This is a genomic window from Prevotella fusca JCM 17724 (assembly GCF_001262015.1).
GTDB classification, from domain to species: Bacteria; Bacteroidota; Bacteroidia; order Bacteroidales; family Bacteroidaceae; genus Prevotella; species Prevotella fusca.
In genome coordinates this window covers 270916-291998 of record NZ_CP012074.1, presented here as the reverse complement: position 1 = coordinate 291998, position 21083 = coordinate 270916, and the positions used below count along the sequence as shown (strand labels likewise).

The following is a 21083-nucleotide window of genomic DNA, read 5'->3' as shown; positions in this document are numbered from 1 at the left end:
AATAACCGAATAAAGGGGCAATTCTTTGCAGAATTGCCCCTTTATAAATGCGACACGAGCCTTTCGGACATTCAGTCGAGACGAAGGAGGAGCCCAGGGGCTATCCGTGCCATAACACCCATCCTGTTGCTGGTAATATTGTATGTAACAGCGTGTTCTGCCTGTCTGCTTCCTATGGTGTCATTGGTGCCTTTCTCTCTTGTTCTTCTTGCAGCAATCCTTTATGCTTATATGTCGAACAAGCAGATAAAGCGATAAAAAACGACCTTATTTATTTTGCTTTTTGCTTGATTTAATGTATCTTTGTAGCTATGAATGCACAAGAAGCACAGAACATTAAATGGAGTGAGAACATCATCATCGTGGATGGTGATTATATTGACCGTGTTGCCTTCGACCTCATTGTCAACTTTGAGCGGATGTTGAACCGTCGTATTCCTGCTGCTGATTTCAGTCAGTGGGCTGTTGACATTGCACTCGATGGACGGTTGAAGCCCGGTAATCATGAAACGCAAGTGGTGCTTCTGCATGACAGAAAGAATCCGAAACTTGAGAATTTCACCCCTGCTGATTATGAGAAAGAGCTGAACGGACAGGCGTTCAAGGATGCCCAACTTGGCGAGTTCATCATCAATTCCATTGCGACGGGTGATGAGACTGCCGAGAAAGACACAGTTCTGCTTGACCTTCTGAAGACAGTTCTTAACCATGGAGAGGTGAAGCGTATTATGATTGTACCGAATGCTGAGGACAACCATCTGATAAGTATACTTCGCACTACGCTCCGTGATGTGGATGATGAGTTAAAGCATATCACAGTATTTGCAATGCAACCACTCGAAGGAGGCAACTTCAAGCAGCAGATATTGGGTTATTCGCTTCTCAACGCAATGGGTATTTCCTCATCAGAGATTGAGCGAAAGATTAAGTAAGAAATAAAAATAAAGTAATAACAATAAAACAAAGATTCCCAACATTACATTCCGCTACTTGCTTTTTTGGAGTGGTTAATTGGGACGAATGACAGGGAATTGGATTGAACTATGGGAAAAGTTTTAATGATTGGCGCAGGTGGCGTAGCTACTGTAGCCGCTTTTAAGATTGTCCAGAACCAGGACGTGTTTACGGAGTTCATGATTGCCAGCCGTCGTAAGGAGAAGTGTGACGAATTGGTTAAGGCGATTCACGATAAAGGCTATAAGGCTGACATCAAGACCGCACAGGTGGATGCGGATGATGTAGAGCAGTTGAAGGAGCTCTTCAACTCATTCAAACCTGAGTTGGTTATCAACCTTGCACTGCCTTATCAGGACCTCACCATTATGGATGCCTGTCTGGCTTGCGGTTGCAACTATCTTGACACCGCTAACTATGAGCCAAAGGATGAGGCACACTTTGAGTACAGCTGGCAGTGGGCTTACAAGGATAAGTTTGAGAAGGCTGGTTTGACAGCTATACTCGGTTGTGGTTTCGACCCAGGAGTATCACAGGCTTATACTGCATACGCAGCAAAGCATCACTTTGATGAGATTCATTATCTTGATATTGTTGACTGTAATGCTGGTAATCACCACAAGGCTTTTGCAACCAACTTCAATCCAGAGATCAACATTCGTGAGATTACCCAGAAAGGTCTTTATTACGAGAATGGCGAATGGATTGAGACCGATCCATTGATAGTACATCAGGATATAACCTATCCGAACATCGGTCCTCGTGATTCTTATCTTATGCACCACGAAGAATTGGAGTCATTGGTTAAGAATTATCCTACCATCAAGCGTGCACGTTTCTGGATGACCTTCGGTCAGCAGTACCTTACTTACCTCGATTGCATCCAGAACCTTGGTATGAGTCGCATTGATGAGCTGGAGTACGAAGCACCATTGGCTGACGGCTCTGGAAAGACAGCTAAGGTTAAGATTGTACCTTTGCAGTTCTTGAAGGCTGTATTGCCTAACCCACAGGACCTCGGTGAGAACTATGATGGTGAGACTTCTATCGGCTGCCGTATCCGTGGCATCAAGGATGGCAAGGAGCAGACTTATTACATCTATAATAACTGCAAGCATCAGGATGCCTATAACGAGACGGGCATGCAGGGTGTGAGCTATACTACTGGTGTACCTGCAATGGCTGGTGCAATGATGTTCTTCAAGGGTCTTTGGAGAAAACCAGGTGTATGGAATGTGGAAGACTTCGACCCAGATCCATTCTTGGAAGTACTCAACAAGCAGGGACTTCCTTGGCATGAAGTGTTTGGTGGTGATTTAGAGCTATAAGAAGATGGCTTGCTCTTTAGACTTTATTGAATTTGTCAGTAGTCAGATAGCTGCTGCAGGGACTGTGAGATGTAGGAAGATGTTTGGTGACTACATGGTTTATGTTGACGAAAAGCCTGTTATCATAGTTTGTGACAATATACCTTATGTCAAAGAACACGAGGCAATTAAGTCAATGATGGAATCTGCCGAACGTGGATTCCCTTATGAAGGAGCTAAGGAACACTATGTTTTAGATGTTTCAAGGTCTGATTTTGCTGTCAAGGTCGTTAAGGTCTTGGCAGAGGTGTTGCCTTATCCGAAGAGTAGAAAGAAGAATAAATAATGTTTTATCAATCAAAAACAAGATAATAGTATATGGCAAAAGAAGATACAGGTACGACATCGGCAGCTGAAGGAAAACTGAAAGCCTTGCAGGCAGCAATGTCTAAGATAGAAAAAGACTTTGGTAAAGGGTCCATTATGCGTATGGGCGACGAACAGATAGAACAGGTGGAGGTTATCCCGACAGGTAGTGTTGCACTTGATACAGCACTCGGAGTGGGTGGTTATCCACGTGGTAGAATCATTGAAATCTATGGTCCAGAGAGTTCTGGTAAGACAACATTAGCTATCCATGCCATTGCTGAAGCACAGAAGCAGGGCGGTATTGCTGCTTTCATTGATGCTGAGCACGCCTTCGACCGTTTCTACGCAGAGAAGTTGGGTGTGGATGTTGATAATCTTTGGATTTCCCAGCCAGACAATGGTGAGCAGGCTTTGGAGATTGCAGACCAGCTGATTCGCTCTTCTGCGATTGACATTCTTGTTGTTGACTCAGTTGCAGCATTGACTCCAAAGAAGGAGATTGAAGGCGACATGGGTGACTCCGCAGTAGGTCTGCAGGCACGACTGATGAGTCAAGCATTGCGTAAACTCACCTCAACCATCTCAAAGACCAATACATGCTGCATCTTCATCAACCAGTTGCGTGAGAAGATTGGCGTGATGTTTGGTAATCCAGAGACAACGACAGGTGGTAACGCACTGAAGTTCTACAGCTCTGTACGCCTTGATATCCGCCGTGTTACATCTATCAAGGATGGCGATCAGGTTATCGGTAATCAAGTACGTGTGAAGATTGTAAAGAACAAGGTAGCACCTCCTTTCCGTAAGGCAGAGTTCGAGATTACCTTCGGTGAGGGTATCTCAAAGATTGGTGAGATTGTCGACTTGGGTGTTCAGTACGGCATCATTCAGAAGAGTGGCAGCTGGTTCAGCTACAACGGAACTAAACTCGCACAGGGACGTGATGCTACAAAGACAATGATCAAGGACAATCCAGAGCTTGCAGAAGAGCTGGAAGGCTTGATCAAGAATGCAATTGTCGAGCAGACGAAGTAATAAGCACAAACCTATGGTAACTTGAATGTAACTCTTTCATATAAGTACATTCCTGATACCATAGGTTTTTTGTATACCCTCATAAATATCCAGTCCTATAAGGCTTAACAAGACTACATCTTTAATTATAAGTATTTTTTCTATGCTTTCATTCTCTTCTCTTAATTCCAACGAGCGCACATTCCTTATGTTGATGGCTTATTTTTACCAATATGGCCAAACTAAGAAAAAACTATTAAACTTGTTGGAAAAGATAATGTTGCCATCTCTTTCCGATTTGGCTTTTGAAAGGTTAATGACCGATGGATTACTGGTAGAAGAAAATCTTCACTATTACGGAGGTGGAAAAGTCTTGTATATAAATAAGGATATGTTGATACCTTCTCTCTTTGAACTTTTCAAAGAAGAAAACAGCCTATTATTGCAGAATATTCGCAGCCTTTACAAGAAGACTTATAATAATGACAACCCATCTCCTTTGGTGCGTTTGATAATATATTATATTGCGCCAAATGCAAAGGAAGCAATATCGACTTCCTATGCGCAAGTCTTAGAAACGTTCAATGACTGTTGCCTTAACTTGATTGATGAAAGAGAATACGAGACTTTCTTTCTATCAATGTCCACAGAATTATTGTCTTTTGTCCTGAATGCGACTCTTCGTATGGCAATGTCTCAGGATAGGATAATGGACTGGGAATATTTAAAAGGACTTGTTTTCAGCCGTAAAAAAACAGACAATAGTGTAGCTAAAAAAAGCGATTTAGAATCAGTCTTTGCTTATTATTACTATTTAGGTACGGGTAAAATCTGTATTAACCTCAAAACATCTGTAAGCAATATCTTTACACTTCAGATAGCAGCGATTGGTGCATTGTATAAAGGGGATTACGCTTTGGCCTATAAGCTATACACCAAGGTGATGACCGCTAACAACAAGGTAGCCCCAATTAAGGGACTTTTCGTAAACCCTATTGCCAATTATTATTTCGCAATTGCAGCTATCTTCACTAACACTGAGACCTCACTGAAGAAGTTAGAAACGATGATGAAGCGTAATGGGGATAGGGAATACACGCCTACATACTTCCTTGTACAACCGTTGAAGGCTTATTTTTATGATAAGTCTGATGCGAATATACGAAAAGAGTCTTATCTTGAATTGTGCAAGGAGCCAGATATGCAGATGGTATCCTGGCTTACTTGGACGATGTATCCGTCTTTTGGCATACTTCCGAAAAAGGCAACCAAGCCAACGAATCCACCTAACTGGGCTTTCTTGCAACTTGAAACGGGTGTTATGGGGAGTAACTCTTCTGAAGCAGATTTGGTAAAGGACTTCGGTGGCACATCGCTGTTGAGCCGATTAGAAGTAAAATCTCTTTGGCAGCTTCGACTTGAAACGCTAATTGCAGAGAATCAAACAGCAGAGAACCAAACGGCAGAGACTGTTCGAGACACAATGCTCGTGTATCTGTTGCGTTATGGAATTGTTGTTCCCATTCTTAAACGTAGATTGAAAAATGGTAGTTGGTCTGTGGGCAAAGAGCTTTCTGTTCGTGAACTTATAAATCTGGATGTTCCGGGCTTGGACAGTGTTGATCAGCGTATTAAAGAAGGGATCTTTTCGTGGGAATATAGTGTCTATATTGAAAAGTATCTATATCTTTTTGTTGATTGTGACCACATTTACACTGGTTCTAACTACGACTTGCAGCCTGTGAAGGTTCATAAGGACAAGCCACACCTTGTTATAGATAAACGTTCGGATGGTTCTTTCAGTGTCTCTACGAATGTAGAAGAATTACAAAGAGGTGAGAAATCATCTTTCTTTTATAAGAAGAATTCAGAAACAGACTATTCAATCTTTACCCCATCTGAGTTTGAATATAAGACTTATAAGGAAATTCTGGCACAAGAGATTTATCCAGCTGAAGCCGAGACCTTGCTGGTTCAACTGATTAAGGCTGTAGGAGGAAAGACGGAAATCCACTCCAATATGGTGGCTGAGCTTGACGACTTGCAGCGTGTTGATGTACAACCTTGTATAACACTCCGTGTTGTTTCCACTGCAAACAACTGTTTCCAACTTACTGCCCTGGTGCGTATATCTGATAGTCTTTGCTTTGTTCCAGGAAAGGGAAATGTCACCACTATTGCAGAGCAGGAGCATAAGAAGGTGCAATTGGTTCGTAACCTGAAGAAAGAGCGGGATTGTCTTAAAATGATAAATGAGGGTCTGGTTGAAGCAGAGTTCTTTGATGAAGGCGAAGTATGGAAGCCTCAAAGTATTACGGATTCTATAACACTTCCTATCTACACGATGCTACCTTTCATTCAGTGGTGTAAGGAACACCGTGATGTTTGCATGATGGAATGGGCTGAAGGTAGTAAGATAAAGTATTATCCGGGCATCAGCAGTAGTGCTGCTCAGATTTCTTTTAAGTCGAAGAACAATTGGTTTGAGGTAGAAGGTGATGTTGAAATCAGCGAGGGGCAGGTCATTTCTCTTCAGAAGCTGCTCGGACTGATGCGTCAGAGTGCTCATCAGAAGTATATTCTTGTCGGTGATAATGAATTTATTACAATAAGCACCCAGCTCTCACGCATACTTAAACGGCTTGACACAGTAACGACCGAAAATCGTTCACATCTGCAGATGGCACCTGCTGCAGTCTCTTTGTTAGGCGACTTGCTGGATGATTCGTCCTTGAATATAAAGCGTAATGAGGCTATGGATACCTTACGCCAGCGAATTGAAGCGTGCAGCAAGAAGGTTCCTGTTGTGCCCAAGACCTTGCAGGCACAGCTACGTGACTATCAGGAAGAGGGATTTGAATGGATGTCAAGGCTGACGGCATGGGGAGCAGGTGTCTGTCTTGCTGACGACATGGGATTGGGAAAGACCATTCAAACCATCGCCCTGCTTCTTGAACAGAGCGAAAACGGAGCTTCGCTGATTGTAGCACCATCCTCTGTCGTACCTAACTGGCGCAATGAACTTCAGCGATTTGCACCGACACTGAACCTCACTGTTCTCAATCAGAGTGAGGATCGTCCAAAAGATATTAAGGAGGCAAAGGCAGGAGATGTTATTATCACCACGTATGGTTTGTTGAATATTCAGCAGGAGGACCTCGTTGGGAGGGAATGGAATGTGGTCTGTCTTGACGAAGCACACACCATCAAGAATGCCAACACGAAGATGTCAAAGTCGGCAATGCAGTTACAGGCACAACGCAAGGTTATTCTTACGGGTACTCCTATTCAGAACCATCTTGCAGAGTTATGGAACCTTTTCCAGTTTATCAACCCCGGACTTCTGGGAAGTGCCGAACAGTTCAGGAAGAAATTTATCCAGCCTATTGAAGGAGATAACGACAAAGCACGCCAAAGCCAGTTACGTCGTCTGATTTCTCCCTTCCTTTTGCGTAGAACGAAAGCAGAGGTCATTGACGAATTACCAGCAAAGAACGAAATAAAACTCCCAGTCGAACTGTCATCGGAGGAGATGGCTATGTATGAGATTAAAAGGCGTGAGACGGAGGCAAGTCTTCTTGAAAACAAAACTGACAAGGTGAGTGCATTAGCCGAGATTACTCGTTTACGTCAGATGGCGTGTAGCTGTTCGTTGGTTGACAAGAAGTGGAAGTTACCAAGCAGTAAGGTGCTAGCATTTATTGATTTGGCAGAGAGTCTCAACGACAGCGGTAACCGTGCGCTTGTTTTCAGTCAGTTTACCAGTTTCTTCGAGGAAGTAAAGAAGGCTATGGATAAAGCCAAACTTCCTTATCTTTACCTTGACGGAAGCACACCGATGGCTATGCGTGAAAAGCTGGTAAAGGAATTCCAGACAGGAAAGTGCCCCTTCTTCCTTATCAGTCTGAAGGCTGGAGGACTGGGACTGAATCTTACGGGTGCTAACTATGTTGTTCACCTTGACCCTTGGTGGAATCCTGCCATCGAACAGCAGGCTACTGACCGTGCCTATCGTATAGGGCAACAACAGGATGTAACGGTCTATCGCCTGATTAGTCAGCACACCATCGAAGAGAAGATACTTCGTCTGCATAAGACAAAGCGCAACCTTTCAGACTCACTTCTTGAAGGTTCTGACATATCTCATGCAATGACACAGGAAGAACTGCTCGAATTGTTGCAGGATAACAGGTGAGAGATGTCCATAAACAAATTCTTCTTTCTCTCAAGCATATATGCAGTTCTGATTTCTTATGGTCAGAAGATAGTCAAGCGGAGTGCTTGATATGCAATTATATGTTTAAATGAGTTTGCTGCCATTTTGGATTCTCGACACGAGTTGTGTTTACTAACAGCACCATGTGTGCTGACCACCAGCACCACATGTGCTGGACGTTAGCACATTAGTACGAGACGGGGTGAGAAAAGCTGTCTTATAACGTATAAAACAGCGTAAGACGGTGAAGACGAAGTTATGCAGAAAACGATTCTTTAAACAGTGTTTGCAACAAATAGGGATGCACAGCCTGTGCATCCCTATTTGTTGTTATCAGATAGCGGAATGGGAGAGTAAACTCTCACTGATTATGAGCCGTTTCTTGTTAGAAAGAGGCTGTTATTGTTGCGTTTTGTTCCATTCCTTTTCAACCTCTTCCATTGTTATTCCTAACAGATTCATTTCACGGAAGATGGAAGGAAGAGACTGTTTGAGGAAAGTGTTGCGCCTTGCAGTCATAATCTGCTCACGTGCACCAGCTGAGACGAAGTAACCGAGACCGCGCCGGTTATAGATAATCTCCTTACGGGAGAGCAGCTCGTAGGCCTTTACTGCCGTGTTGGTATTCACCTGCAGCATAACGGCATACTCCCGGACAGACGGTATTCGGTCGTCAGCTTTATATGTTCCGGCTATAATCTCATCGCAAAGGCGGTCAGCCATTTGCTCATAGATAGCCTTGTTATTCTCGAAATTCATAAGCCTTAATCTTTAATCAGCTCTTTATTAAAAGTTTCTCCAACGGTTGTTGATAACCTGCAGACGTGTGTAAATCTTGTAGGAAGACCAGTACATCAAGACAATCAAGCCCAAACAGATAAGATTTCCGATGATAGAAGAAAGGGTGTCATCTGTTAAGACAAGTTCGTAGTCAGTATGTTCGTAAAGGAGATAGGCAAAAGTCGTGAGGCTTATTGCAATGCCGGTAATAATGACAAATAAGCTGATCAGCGTCTTCAACCATGCAGCCTTGCGGAAGAACATACCACCTAAGAGTGCGAATGAATTGGTAAGAAGAACTATTCCTGCCCTAACCCATAATGGAGAACCTGTGCTTGAACTTTGGCAGTTTTCATACCACGTTGCGACCAAGGAAGCTCTTCCACCATGGAAAATAAGCATTGTTGTCAGCTGTTGCAATCCATCGGCAGCGATAAAGGCGATGGCAATAAGCAATGGATAAACCACGGAAACGAGTATGACACGTGCCAGGAACTTCTCAAGATTAGTGGCAGGCAGCATCATTTCATTTATACGTTGCTGGCGTTTACCGAGGTCGCTGATAATGAATGTAGCTATTATGAAGAATGACATTGCAAATACTACATTGATGAAAGGTGAAATTCCCCATAACCTAATTCTTATATCATCATCTGACATGGCAGACCAGTGAAAGAACGGAAGAAACATTATCGCAATGACAAAGAAACCTATGAGGAAACCAGCGAAGAGTTTGATGATAGAGCGGCGGCGAACAAGGATGAGCCGGCTCATTACTTTACTGAAGCGGTTTATATCAAATTTTTTCATATTTATATCCTCCTTATGTTTATTTAATTCTTGTTGTTTCGTCTTTGATAACGGCTTTACCCTCTGTTATCGTTTGTATAGGCTGACGTGTTGTCCCCGTGACCTTGCCATCAGCATTACCCATTATGTAGAAGGATGCCGTGTCCGTGCGGTTGAAGTTTACGTCTAAGTCTGCATTCCCTGGAACAGCAAAGCGGGCTTTCTTAGCTGTCAGATTTCTTATTTTCAGGTCAGCATTACCTGCTATGGAGAAAGAGGTATTGTCTACATGTCCGGAGTTCATTTTAATGTCACTGTTCCCAGAGATGTCAAAATTGGCTTGCTTGGCGGTCAGACTCTTGATATTTACATCACTAACACCATTAATGGAAATGTTCAGCTGATTTATCATCATTTTATTTATGTTGATACTACTCCCAAAGTTAGAAGTAATATTCAGCTTGTCAAGTGTAATAGAGTCTGGGAAAATGATGGGTGAGGAGCCTTCCAATAACATGTGTGTAAAGGTAGGAGCAGTGACATAAACTTCAATTTTGCTGGTTAGTTTATCTGTTTTGAAGGAATAGAAAGGTATACCAAATGCAGAATCCAGCTCCTTCATTTGGATAACCAGTTTTCCTTCTACAACATGGAAGTTCATATATGAAAGCAGTTCTTCCGGTCCTTTTACCTTTATACTGCATTCCTTGCCTTGTATGATATGAACTGGAACTAATGCTGCAACATTTAATTCATGGAACTTTTCAACAGGGATATTCTTGGTAACCACCTTCCCATAGTCTGCTTTCTTACGGATGCAGGAACTGAAAACGAACAGGCAGGCAGCGAGAATAAGACTGATTCTGATTGTTTTTGATAATGTAGTATTCATAAAAGTTGTCCTCCTTGTTTTTATTTAAGTTTACCTGTTGTTGCTGCATTGAACAGCAATTCAAGATTGATAGTAGTCTCGTTGTCACCCTTCTGACGTCGTGCAATCACATTGTTGCCTTGAATGGATGGCTCTGCATAGAGTACGCTTTCGTCCATCTCGTTAGGCTGGCGGATTCCGAAGGTGTAATCATTTGTTATATCCTCAGTTGACGCATTCACAATTACTTGTGAATTATCAAGGATAATGATATGGTCAAGCAGCTGCTCAACGTCGTGCACCTGATGAGTAGAAATTATCAGCGACGAATCTTCTGCCATATTGCCTGCCACAACCTTGCGGAAGAGTGCCTTTGACGGGATGTCAAGTCCGTTAGTAGGCTCGTCCATCAGGAGCAGGTGGCAGCCGGTAGCAAGTGCAAAACTCATATAGACCTTCTTTTTCTGTCCCATAGAGAGTTGTTTAAGGTCAATGTCTACAGGCATTTCGAAGTCGGCCAGGCACTTCTTAAGGGTCTCTTGGTTGAAGTGGGGATAGAAATCTTCGTGAATCTTTGCGTACTTTGCGAGTGACATACTGGGTAGGTCATACTCCTCCGGCACAATGTACAGCTCCTGTAACATCTCTGGATAGCGGTACGAAGCAGTGTAGCCGTCAACGATGACGCTGCCATTCTTGGGTTTCAGAAGCCCGGCTATAAGGTATAGCAAGGTACTCTTTCCCATTCCGTTCTTGCCTAACAGACCGTAGATGCGGTCTTCGTTGAGTTGCAGATTCAGTCCCTCGAACACATTGTGTTTGCCTCCGGGATAGCTGAAAGTCAGTTCATTTACTTGAATCATAAGTCTTTTTCTCTTTTTAAGGGGTTGTTTTTATCTGTTTTCATTAATTGTTTTCGGCAGTGTATTGGTGTACTACTTTAATAATACACTGCAAATGTAGGATTAATATCTGATACTTGCAAGCGTTTTGGTAAAAAAATGATGATTGGGTGATGATTTTCTTTTTCCCGTTCATTGTTGAATAGTCATTAATCCAAGGCTTTACTCATAGCATAAAGGTGCTGTTCTAAAGGAGTTGACGGGACTTTTTGTCTTCGTGAAGAAGTGTTTTTCAGATTCGTTTAGTGACTTTCGGCAAATTACTTTCATGAAAAGAAATATTTTTCTTCATGAAAATAATTATTTCTTTTCATGAAAATAATTCTTTTTCTTCGTGGAAATAAATTGCCATCTGTCCTTCCCATGGATAATTTTACCCATAGTCGTGATGTTTTTCCATCTTTCTTACATGTACAATGAGAAATAAATAGTATCTTTGTAGAGAATAAGTTTGTAAATAACCCTTTACCTTATATTATTAAAAAACAATGAAGAAGAATATGTTAATTGCCTGTGGGTTGCTGGGCTGTGCGCTCACGCTTCAGGCGCAGATGAGAGATGGTGGTATTGACACACAGATGCTTCAGCAGATTCAGAAAGCAGGACTGACGACGGCTGACCGTGCACTGTCGAATGCTATCGCTACAAATGCTATTGACGACCTTGCCCTTAACTTCCCCAATGCAGGTCCTGTGGACACCTACTTCAGTGTGGAAACGCCGAAGCAGAACATCCATAACCAGAAGAGCTCGGGACGTTGCTGGCTCTTTACGGGACTGAACGTGCTGCGTGCCAAGTTTGCCCGTCAGCACAAGGATACGTTGAAGGTGGAATATTCTCACGTTTATCTCTCTTTCTATGACCAGTTAGAGAAGGCTAATCTGATGCTGCAGGGTGTGATTGACAATGCTGGAAAGCCGATAGACGACCCACGCGTGCAGTTCTTCTTCAAGAGTCCGGTCAGTGATGGCGGTACGTTCTGCGGTGTGTCTGACCTTGTTGAGAAGTATGGTGTTGTTCCGATGGAGGCGATGCCTGAGACCTATTCGGCAGAAAACACCTCACGTATGGCAAAGATTGTATCTTCAAAACTGCGTGAATACGGTCTGGAACTGCGTAAGATGGTGGCTGACAAGAAGTCGAAGGCAGCTATCAAGGCACGCAAGACCGAGATGCTGGGCAGTATCTATCACATCCTGTCGCTTTCTCTGGGTGAGCCGGTGAAGAGCTTTACCTTTGCCTTCAAGGATAAGAACGGAAAGCAGATAGGCAAGGCAAAAACCTATACACCACAGGAATTCTATAAGGAAACGGTGGGCGGACCCATCAATGGAACTTTCATTATGGCAATGAATGATCCCCGCCGTCCTTACTATAAGACTTACGAAATTGAGTACGACCGCCATACATACGATGGTCATAACTGGAAGTATGTGAACCTTCCGATGGAGGAAATTGCGAAGATGGCAATCGCTTCGCTGAAGGATTCGACGAAGATGTACACCAGTTATGATGTGGGCAAGCAGCTCGACCGTAAGCGTGGTTATCTTGACCTTGACAACTATGACTATGCAACGCTCTACGGAACGACTTTCCCAATGAACAAGGCAGACCGCATTTCGACTTTCGACAGTGGTTCAACACATGCTATGACGCTCACGGCAGTTGACTTGGATGAGAACGGTCAGCCGAAGAAGTGGAAGGTTGAGAACTCATGGGGAGGCACTTACGGGCAGAATGGTTGCCTGATTATGAGCAACCCTTGGTTCAATGAATACACCTTCCGTCTGGTAGTTGACAACAAGTATGTTCCTGAGAACATTCTGAAAGCATCTCAGCAGAAGCCGATCATGGTTGTTCCTGAGGACCCGTTGTTCCAGGAGGATATGTAAGAACCTCCCCCACCCCCTCCGAAAGAAGGGAGAAGAGGTGGGGCTGGGTGCCCTAATCTTCTTGGGGAAAGTATGAAGATTAACCCCGTATAGGGAAAAAGACAGGCTGTATTATAATAGGAAGAATGGTCTCTTAGATAGCCAGTCATAGAACAAAATCAGGGACAGACGAGATTGTCTGTCCCTGATTTTTATTTACCTTTAACCGTATTCTGGCTGTAAATCACTAAAAAATACTTATCTTTGTGAAGTAGGACGAAGTAGCTCCGCCCGTTTACGAGGCAGGAGTTTCTTCCTTGTAAGAAATATAAAACATTTTTATTACGATATGAGAAAATATCTTATTCTGCTGTGTATGATGACGTTCCTGTCATCTCTGCACATCAATGCACAATCGTTCAGAAAGGAAATTGATGAAAAGCCAGAACTGTCGGCAAGCAATGGTCTTGCCTATCCTGCGCCTTCAGGCAGACTTACTGCACCCCCGACAGGTTATGTTCCCGTTTACATCTCCCATTATGGGCGGCACGGCTCACGCTATCTCCTTTCCGGGAAGGATTATTTGCGCCCTTTGCAGGTTCTTGAACGGGCTGACTCGGCAGGTGTGCTTAGCGGTAAAGGCAGGGAGGTGATGGCGAAAATACGCCGTATGTATGCTGAGTCATACAAGCGTTGGGGCGAACTGACACCCTTAGGTGCTGAGCAGCATCGGCAGATTGCACGGCGAATGTATGAGCGTTTTCCATCCGTCTTCAGTGACTCGGTGTGGATAGATGCCAAGTCTACGGTTGTCATCCGCTGCATCCTGTCAATGGAGAACGCACTTCAGGAACTTCTGCGACACAATCCACGTCTGCGTATCCGCCACGATGCCAGTGATTACGATATGTATTATATGAATCTTTCAGACAAGAAACTCGCTCAGCAACGAGAGAACGAGGAGGTAAAGAAGGCGATGAAAGACTGGGAGAAACGGCATTTAGACAACAAACCCTTGATGTCACGTCTTTTCAAGGATGCTGATTATGTGGACAGGAACATTGAAGTAGAACGACTGGCACACGACCTCTTTGGGCTTGCCGGTATCGTGCAGAACTCAGAGATACGCCATTCACTGTCGCTATATGACGCCTTTACGCCCGATGAACGTTATCGTCTTTGGCAGCGTGCCAACGTATGGTGGTACCTGCACTTTGCCGGTGCACCGCAGAACGGTGGTAAACAACCTTTCTCCCAGCGTAATCTCTTGCGCAGGATGATTACTGAGGCGGATTCTTGTCTTGCCCTTCCGCATCCGGGAGCGTCGCTGCGCTTCGGGCATGAAACGATGGTTATGCCGTTGGCTTGTCTGCTCGACCTCAACGGAAGTTATGTGCAGGTGTCGCAAGTAGACAGTCTTGAAGCAAAAGGATGGATAGATTCGCGCATCTTCCCGATGGCTGCCAACATCCAGCTTGTTTTCTACAAGAAATCGAAGAATCCTAATGCTGATGTCCTTGTGAAGGTGCTGCTCAACGAGGAAGAGGCTACGCTGCCGTTCTCAGCAACCTCTACTCCTTATTATTATAAGTGGAGTGACTTTAGAAAGTTTTATCTGGCAAGGCTCGACAGTTATCAGGAGCAGTAGCTGGTCAGGCTTTCCTATATGCTTGGGCTTTCTATATTTCTATGATTTCGACATAAGCCAAACGGTGCTTCCGGCAGTTTCCTAACAGCCATCTATGCCCCCTCTCTTCCCGGGAGGGGCTATTGTTTGCTTGTGAGTTTTATTACATTTACCTCCGGCCATGCTCCGAATCGGAAGGGGACAGTGCCACCGATGCCGAGAGAAACATGGAGCATGGAACCATCTTCAACATACTTTCCACCCCATTCATTGTATGCCCACTTGACAGGAGAGAACCTGCCTATCTTGAGCTGTCCTGCATGTGTATGTCCTGAAAGGGTAAGAGCGATGTCAGTCTTGTGCAATACACCGCGTCGCCAGTGGGTGGGGTCGTGGCTGAGAAGAATCTTGAATGTCCCGTTGACCAGTCCTTCCATGGCTTTCGAGAGGTCGCCCATGGTCTTGAAAGGTGGTCTGCTGATATTCTCAACACCGATAAGGGATATTGATTCACTCTTGTTGATCCCGTCTTCCTGACGTATGCGAATGATGTTGACATGCTCGTTCATGAGCAAATGCCAGCCAATCTTTTCCTCCAGATATTCCAGCACACGCTGGTTACGTAGGGCTGTCGGTTCCTTTGCAAAGGCTCCCTGCCGTTCGTTGTGCTTGTTTACATTATTTGTTTCCATTCCGTATTCGCAGTAATCATGATTGCCCATGACGCTGTAGACACCGTCGGGTGCGGTTATCTTACTGAGGTCGGCAAGGAAGGGGAGTACCTCATCGGCACGTACGTTGACAAGGTCGCCGGTGAAGACTACCAGGTCGGGCTTCTGTTCGTTTACTATCCTGACCAGTTTCTTTATAAAGCCTGGGTTCCGTTGGTAGGTTCCGAGGTGAAGGTCGCTCAGTTGCAGAATGCGATAGCCATCGAACGACAGGGGCAGCAGAGGCGATTCGCAGGTTGCTGTGCGTACGACAATACGTCGCCATCCAAAAAAGAAACCATAGATGAAGACGGCTATCAAGGCTATGGCGCATAGCAGGGAAACTGTTGTCGGCAGGATGAATTGCAATAGGGTAAACAGCAGTTTGGGAAGATCAAGACAGAGAATCATACCGATGAAAGCACGCAGGAGGGTGTTGTGGTAAATGCCTGAGCGGAAAAGGTAGAAAGTCGTAATGGTTACTGCTGACGGCAGATACCACACAATGCTGAGCCAGATGGTGCCTGACGGCATCAGATACTTCCACCATACATATACATCCGGTAGGATGAGCAGCAGGCAGAACAGCAAGATGGGCAGTAACAGTTCCTTGAGATTAGCTTTCATTGACATTCGTTTTTTGTTCTTAGAAAGGTGTTTGGAAATAAGCACATGTATGTATCTTTATTATTGCTGTCCGCTGAACATTTCACGCATAAGGTAGCCTTTCGTGTCTTATTATATAGGATATAATGACAATAATGAACTTCTCTTACCGTTTTCAGCCGATGTGTTGATGCCCATCACATGTGGTGTTGTTAGCAAGCACCAATGGTGCTGGGTGCTAAATACGATGCAATATGTCGCCGATATGGAATCAACTTGCTGTTTGAAAAGAGTTGTACCGGCAAAAGCAAGTAATTCTTATTTGATCAGGGAGCTTGCTCCTTCAAAGACAATAGGATGTTGTCTGTTTAAAAGATGTTCCGTGTGGGAACGTATGCTATTTAATCTTTATCAGACAGCAATATATCTTTTTCATCTTCTTCCTTGCCTTACCCCTGTTTTCAAGCCTGTCTTTTGTCATTCTTCCCTCTCTCATCACCCGTGTAACCCGTTACACTCCTTCTTCATCAAGTTGGCAGACTGACAGGAAAACAGACTTGAATATATTGGCAATTAATTATGAACACCAAAGTTATGGTTGAGCCTTGTAACCTTTGTTCTGCTTCAGTTTCTCGTTGAGAGCCAGTGCACGTGACGGGATAGGGAATACGATGGTGTGGCGGTCGGCTTCCGTTGTTGGTGCTGTGCGGAGGTCATAGGATTGATGGAAGCGGTTGAAGCGGATAAGGTCATTGCGACGCCATCCTTCCCACATCAGTTCCATGAGCCGTTCGGCAAGGATATTGTCCAATGTGGCTGTTCTGTTTCCCATTCCGCTGCGGCTTCTCACAAGGTTCATTTCTGTGTTGCCATTCCCTCCATTGCGCACTGCAGCCTCGGCCTTCATCAGCAACACATCGGCATAGCGAAAGAGAACAATGTCGTTGTTGGGGTTCTTACCGTCGTTATAACCTGTGCGGTCAACCTCATATTTTGCCATTCTTGCACCTGCCGTCTTGATATACGGACTGTATGTAAGATTCATTTCTACAGCAAGTGGCATATAGATGAGTGGCTTGCCGTTCTCTAAGAGGACGGTATTCCCGTCCACACGTACTGTGTCAGAGTAGAGGTTATAGGCATACCGCTTGTCAACATTATTGGTTCCATAGCCAAAGGTGTTGACAGTAGAGACGGTAGCGCAGGCTCCGTTCTCAGCACCAGTGCCCAAGGCATCACCGTGTGCATAGTGACGGGAACGGAAGAGATACTGAAACTGGTTCTTGTAGAGATGCTTGTCTACAGGAATGACAAATATATTCTCCGGCGAGGTCTCGTTATGAACGTAGAAGTTGCTGGGATAATCTGTTGTCAAGGTAAATCCATCGGATGACACCTTGTCACAGTAATGCCGGCAAGCCTGCCATATATTCATCTGCTGACCATCAACGGCAAAGTAGATTCGTGTACCCTTAGGTTGCTGGTTGTCAGTCCAGTCAGCATCAGAGTAGACCTCACCATTCAGCATTAACTTGGCAAGCAGGAAATTGGCAACAGACCGCGTCACACGTCCATAGTCAGTCCCTACAAGGTTGCTGTGCCCTGTTGAGAGCAGTGGTGCTGCGTCCTGTAGTTCCTTCACAATAAACTTATATACCTCCGGGCGGCCTGTCTGTTCAGCATTTTCAGTGCTTTCACTCACGGTTGTCACCAGTGGAATATTACCGAACATATCCATAAGGTAATAGTAGTATAAGGCACGGATTGCCCTGACTTCAGCCCGATAAGCCTTGTATTGCTCATCCGTAAGCAGCTGCTTGTACTTGTCAATAGTTGCAAGTGCATCGTTGCAGAACACTATTACTTTATATAGGTACTTCCATGTATCGTAAAGTGGTTTGCTGTCTACTGCCCAGTTATGCGTATATAAATCCATCCAAAAGCCTCCGTCATACCAGTCGCCACCCCGTACAGGGATGATGGCTTCATCGGTTGTGAACGTATTGTGGTCGTACACACCACGATAAGTACCCTGCAGACCTTCACTGTCCTTGTCGCCTCCTATATGGTTGTATAAGGTAGCGACGGCATTGACATAAACATCTTTGGCTGAGGTGTAGACCTGTTGCTCATCGAGGCTGTCTCTTGTGTTCTCATCCAGGCATCCAGTCAGTGTGAGGATGCTTAGAAAAAAGAGGGGGCGAAGTAAGTATTTCATACTTGACAGTTGTTTATGTTATGTTAAAGTGTTTAGAACTTAATACTTACACCGATGGAGTAAGTACGATAAGGAGGATAGGTCCGCTTGTCATCAATACCCAATGTGTTGTCCACTACATAGCTGTTTATAATCGGTGTCAAACCGCTGTAGCCTGTAATGGTAGCAAGGTTGTTGATGTTGAAAGAGACACGTAGTGAACTGATGAACCTGTTTCTGACAGGTGTATTCCAACCTATTGTGAGGTAATCGAGGTTCAGATAGTCTCCGTTTTCCAGCCAATAGTCAGTTACGTTCTGGTCAACGATGTTCCGTTCGGGAGCTTCTGCGAGTACGTTATAGTCTGGGAAGTTCGACATATTCAGATAAGACAGTGCTGTTCCGTTGAATATCTTATGTCCGAAAGCACCGTTCATCTGCAAGGAAAGGTCGAAGTCCTTGTATCTGAAACTGATGTTTGACCCCAATGTCATCTTTGGTGTAGCCTGTCCTGCAATGTAGCGGTCACCATGGTCGCTGAGATCTATTATACCGTCATTGTTCAAGTCGGCAATGTCGTATTTGTTATGTCCATATCCGTTGTCAACGATACCTTTGCAGTGAGGAAGATAGAAAACGCCCAAAGGCTGTCCTACGATCTGATAAAGGATGTTGTTGTAGCCGCCGTGGAAGCCAGCACCGTTCATTCCTCCGATTGATGTTATGTCGGGAGCAGTCATTTCCCTGCCGTTGTGCTTGCCGTTGAGGGAAAGGAGTTTGTTCTTCTGCCACGCCATGTTGATATTGATGTTTAGCTCCATGTCTTTCTTTGAGATGGGAACGACGCCGACACCCAACTCAAAACCGCTGTTGGACATAGAACCGATATTTGCCAATAGCTTGTCGAAGGCGAAAGGTGGAACAGGCACATCGTATTCGTAGAGCATATCGGTAGTCTTGGAATAGTAGTACTCTGCCGTAAGAAGCAGACGATTATTGAACAGTCCGAGGTCTGTACCAATATTAAAGGTGCTGCGCACCTCCCAGCGTAAATCAGGATTACTGTTGCGCAAGGTACCCATTGTAACTGTCGGCGTGCCGTTGTGTGAAATCAAACCAACAGGAACAAACTGCTTTAAGGTCAAATAGGAACTGATGCCACCGAGGTTTCCTGAGCGTCCATAACCCGTTCTTATGTTCATCAGACTGATGGGGTCATAATTGCGAAGGAAGTTCTCTTTCTTCATATTCCATGTTGCTGAGATTGAAGGGAAGAATCCCCAGGTGTGGTCTTTGCCAACCATTGACGAACCGTCTGCACGTGTTGTCAGGTTAAGCGTGTATCGGTCGAGCAGTGTATAGGTAACGGTCCCCATGAAAGAAGCAAGACTTGGGTCGGCATAGCTGCTACCAGTTCCTCCGTATGGTCGGTCGGAAGCTGTGCCAAGGTTGTTATATCCAAAGTTATTGTTGCTAAGTCCCTTAACCTGAGTCCAGAAGGCAGCTAACTTCTTCTTCTGATATTCGGCAAGGACCGTGGCTGACAGGTCGTTTGTTCCCCAACGATGCTTCCAGTCAAGAGAGATGTTACCTAACATTTCCTCGGTTTTTCGTTCCCCTCTGTATGCCAGTCCCTGTGCCCATACCCATGTAGGTGCAAACTTCGCATTCTCAGTTGAAGTGTAAGAATAGGAACCCAAGGCTGACAGTTGCAGGTCATAAGGCAGTTGTAGGGACAGTTGCAGGTGTGAATTGAACGTAAGATTCTTCTCATCGTTGCGCTCAAACAGGAGTGGTTCTGTTGGTGCAATTTGTGAAGCTGTACCGTTTCTCTGCCATCCACTGCCGACCTTGTGAAACGAAAGGGTCGGGTTCATAGCAGCGGTGGAGTAGGAAAGTGCTTGAATATCAAATATCTTTTCGTCTTGTTGGGATGATCCGAATACACCAAAGTCTATCTTTAACTTCTCGTCAAAGGCAAGCTGTGAGATATCCAGTTTCGCCATGAAGTTATTGTAATCCTTGTTTTTAATAACCGTCTGTCCACGTACATAGCCCAATGAGGCACGATAGTTAGACTTCTCTCCACCCCCGCTAAAAGCCACATGATGCGAATTGACGAAACCTGTTCGTACGATTTCCTTTTGGAAATCAGTGTCATAACCCTTATCAACATAATCCAAACCCAATGCTTTCGCTGCACTAATGTACTCTGCTGCATTTAGCATGCGGAGGCGTTTGTATACTACATCGAATCCTACCGCTCCGTCATAGTAAATCTGAAACTTACTACCATTACCACGTCTTGTCTTTACTTCGATAACTCCCGATGCTCCACGGGAACCATACTTGGAGGTCTCTGCAGCATTCTTGAGAATGGTGAAGCTCTCGATGTCAGCTGGGTAAATGGTAGAAAGAGTTGCCAAATCACACGAAACACCATCTATAAGGACCAGAGGGTCGTTGCCACCCGTAAGTGATGTGGTACCACGAACGCGCACACTTGTCAACATCGCCATTCGGTCCTGTCCGTTTGTAACAACGTTTACACCGACAGCTTGTCCAGAAAGGGCGTTGATGGCAGAATTAACCAAACCTTTATTCATCTGCTTTTCTCCCACCTTTGCCATTGAACCGACAACGGGGAGGGTGTCATTGACGTGGAATAACGGTTGCTTCTGAACTGCTGCAAGCGGCTTGTTACGTCTCTGCGCATTTGCTGCATCTGTTGAACCAACTATCAAAAGGCAGCAAACTATGGAATGAGTTATGAAGTTCTGTCCAGCCATGTTAGGAGGTAATAAATGTTATATATACTGATTATCTAAGCAAATATACATATTTTTCGGGAGATAAGTCGATGATTACTG

Annotated in this window: 14 protein-coding genes; 7 read left to right on the top strand and 7 right to left on the bottom strand. The window is 44.6% G+C overall.

What is annotated here, in order from left to right; all coding sequences use genetic code 11:
• Positions 1 to 311: 311 nt before the first annotated feature.
• From ADJ77_RS01145 to ADJ77_RS01125, 5 genes are all read left to right on the top strand, one after another.
• Positions 312 to 932 (top strand): DUF6621 family protein, encoded by a 621-nt coding sequence (locus tag ADJ77_RS01145; protein WP_050695941.1) that lies wholly within the window; start codon positions 312 to 314, stop codon positions 930 to 932.
• Positions 933 to 1043: 111 nt separating this feature from the next.
• On the top strand, positions 1044 to 2282 hold the full coding sequence (locus ADJ77_RS01140) for a saccharopine dehydrogenase family protein (RefSeq protein WP_025077981.1): 1239 nt from the start codon (positions 1044 to 1046) through the stop codon (positions 2280 to 2282).
• A 4-nt stretch (positions 2283 to 2286) separates the two neighbouring features.
• On the top strand, positions 2287 to 2607 hold the full coding sequence (locus tag ADJ77_RS01135) for a TfoX/Sxy family protein (protein WP_025077982.1): 321 nt from the start codon (positions 2287 to 2289) through the stop codon (positions 2605 to 2607).
• 32 nt (positions 2608 to 2639) lie between these two features.
• Complete coding sequence (gene recA / locus ADJ77_RS01130; RefSeq protein WP_025077983.1) at positions 2640 to 3665, top strand: recombinase RecA; 1026 nt, start codon at positions 2640 to 2642, stop codon at positions 3663 to 3665.
• Between the two features lie 688 nt (positions 3666 to 4353).
• On the top strand, positions 4354 to 7839 hold the full coding sequence (locus tag ADJ77_RS01125; RefSeq protein WP_316931908.1) for a DEAD/DEAH box helicase: 3486 nt from the start codon (positions 4354 to 4356) through the stop codon (positions 7837 to 7839).
• Between the two features lie 420 nt (positions 7840 to 8259).
• Here the strand turns inward: ADJ77_RS01125 and ADJ77_RS01120 are convergent, their stop codons facing one another.
• The 4 genes from ADJ77_RS01120 to ADJ77_RS01105 are packed head-to-tail and all read right to left on the bottom strand — an operon-like array spanning position 8260 to position 11163.
• Positions 8260 to 8619, bottom strand: a complete 360-nt coding sequence (locus tag ADJ77_RS01120; protein WP_025077984.1) for a GntR family transcriptional regulator — start codon at positions 8617 to 8619, stop codon at positions 8260 to 8262.
• A 27-nt stretch (positions 8620 to 8646) separates the two neighbouring features.
• Positions 8647 to 9450: a hypothetical protein gene (locus tag ADJ77_RS01115; RefSeq protein ID WP_025077985.1), complete on the bottom strand. Its 804-nt coding sequence runs from the start codon at positions 9448 to 9450 to the stop codon at positions 8647 to 8649.
• Between the two features lie 19 nt (positions 9451 to 9469).
• On the bottom strand, positions 9470 to 10321 hold the full coding sequence (locus ADJ77_RS01110) for a GIN domain-containing protein (RefSeq protein ID WP_025077986.1): 852 nt from the start codon (positions 10319 to 10321) through the stop codon (positions 9470 to 9472).
• A gap of 20 nt (positions 10322 to 10341) precedes the next feature.
• The gene (locus tag ADJ77_RS01105; protein WP_025077987.1) at positions 10342 to 11163 is read right to left on the bottom strand and encodes an ABC transporter ATP-binding protein; all 822 of its coding nucleotides are present in this window, start codon (positions 11161 to 11163) and stop codon (positions 10342 to 10344) included.
• A gap of 527 nt (positions 11164 to 11690) precedes the next feature.
• Here ADJ77_RS01105 and ADJ77_RS01100 point away from each other — a divergent pair.
• Together ADJ77_RS01100 and ADJ77_RS01095 are read left to right on the top strand one after the other, a co-directional pair.
• Entirely contained in the window at positions 11691 to 13094 is a 1404-nt protein-coding gene (locus ADJ77_RS01100) for a C1 family peptidase (protein WP_050695939.1), read from the top strand.
• Positions 13095 to 13422: 328 nt separating this feature from the next.
• Positions 13423 to 14721 (top strand): histidine-type phosphatase, encoded by a 1299-nt coding sequence (locus ADJ77_RS01095; RefSeq protein WP_025077988.1) that lies wholly within the window; start codon positions 13423 to 13425, stop codon positions 14719 to 14721.
• Between the two features lie 119 nt (positions 14722 to 14840).
• Here the strand turns inward: ADJ77_RS01095 and ADJ77_RS01090 are convergent, their stop codons facing one another.
• The 3 genes from ADJ77_RS01090 to ADJ77_RS01080 all read right to left on the bottom strand — a co-directional run bounded on the left by ADJ77_RS01090 (position 14841) and on the right by ADJ77_RS01080 (position 21002).
• A complete protein-coding gene (locus ADJ77_RS01090; RefSeq protein ID WP_025077989.1) occupies positions 14841 to 16037 on the bottom strand; it encodes a metallophosphoesterase in 1197 nt (398 codons plus the stop codon).
• Between the two features lie 571 nt (positions 16038 to 16608).
• Positions 16609 to 18234, bottom strand: coding sequence for a RagB/SusD family nutrient uptake outer membrane protein (locus ADJ77_RS01085; RefSeq protein WP_025077990.1), 1626 nt, complete (start codon positions 18232 to 18234; stop codon positions 16609 to 16611).
• A 32-nt stretch (positions 18235 to 18266) separates the two neighbouring features.
• A complete protein-coding gene (locus ADJ77_RS01080) occupies positions 18267 to 21002 on the bottom strand; it encodes a SusC/RagA family TonB-linked outer membrane protein (RefSeq protein WP_025077991.1) in 2736 nt (911 codons plus the stop codon).
• Positions 21003 to 21083: the final 81 nt, after the last annotated feature.